The following is a 1,057-nucleotide window of genomic DNA, read 5'->3' on the forward strand; positions in this document are numbered from 1 at the left end:
GACGTGCCGGGGGCCGGGGCGGCGTGCTCGGCGGCGTGCTCGGCGGTGTCGTTCGGCACCGGCGCGGCGGCGCCCGCGGCCCGGGTCACCGCCTCGGGTGCGAGGGGGCCTGCGGTGAACGCGAGGGGCACCAGAGCGGCCCCGATCAGCAGCCGTTCGGCGGGCACGAGGTCCGACGAGCCGCCGGAGCAGACGGTGCAGTCCCGGGTGTGCCGGGCGAGCCGCTTGCGCCAGAGCGGGGAGGGCGTGCCGTCCCAGCCGGCGGCCGCCGTCTCCAGCAGCACGCAGCGCGGCTCGGTGGCCAGGGCGCGCACCACGACGCGGGCCGTGTCGAGCTGCGCCTTCATCCGCTGTACGCGCACGGCCGTGTGCTGCGGCGTCAGCTCCAGCGCGGCGGCGACCTCGGCCCGGGTCAGCTCCCCCGCGGCCTCCAGCCACCACAGGGAGAGCAGCGCCCGGTCGCTCTCGTCCAGCCACCGGGTGGCCTGCGCGACCTCGCGCCGCTGGCCGGAGAGGCCCAGCCGGAGCACCGCGAGGTCGACGAAGTCCCCGCCGGGCGCCGCCGCCGGGTGGGTGTCCTCCAGCCGCCCCGCGGGTATCTCCTCGGTGCCGCTGCGCCGCCAGTAGCCCCGCAGCTGGTTCATGGTGATGGCCACCAGCCAGCTGCGGAACCGCTCCGGCTCGCGGAGCCGGTCGAGTCCGCGCAGGGCGTGCAGCATCGTCTCCTGCACGACGTCGTCCACGTCCGCGTGCCCGTTCAGTGCCCGGCCGACGATGTTGTAGACCAGCGGCAGGTGGTCGGCGACGATCCGCTCCCGCGCCCGCTGGTCCCCGGCCCGCGCCGCCGCTATCAGGGCGGTCTGGGATTCGCTGCTCACGCTCTTTCCGCTTCCTCTCGGTTCTGGGGCTGGTCGGTTCCCCTGGTACTGGAGGTGCACGGGAGGCGGGCCGATAACAGAAACCGCCGAGGCGTCCAGCGCGCCCGCCCGCATCCTGCCAGCTTCGCGGCGGTGCGGAGGGTGCGGCGGGTGCGGACGGTGCGGGCGGTGGCCGGGGG

1 protein-coding gene is annotated in these 1,057 nt (G+C 76.3%); it reads right to left on the reverse strand.

Translation table 11 applies throughout. The annotated features are described in order from the left end of the window. Window positions 1-878, reverse strand: an 878-nt coding sequence (locus tag G5C65_RS37630; protein WP_338146856.1) for an RNA polymerase sigma factor, incomplete at its 3' end; no start/stop codon positions are given. Window positions 879-1,057: the final 179 nt, after the last annotated feature.

Origin of the sequence: Streptomyces boncukensis, assembly GCF_011045075.1 — a bacterium.
Classification (GTDB): domain Bacteria; phylum Actinomycetota; class Actinomycetes; order Streptomycetales; family Streptomycetaceae; genus Streptomyces; species Streptomyces boncukensis.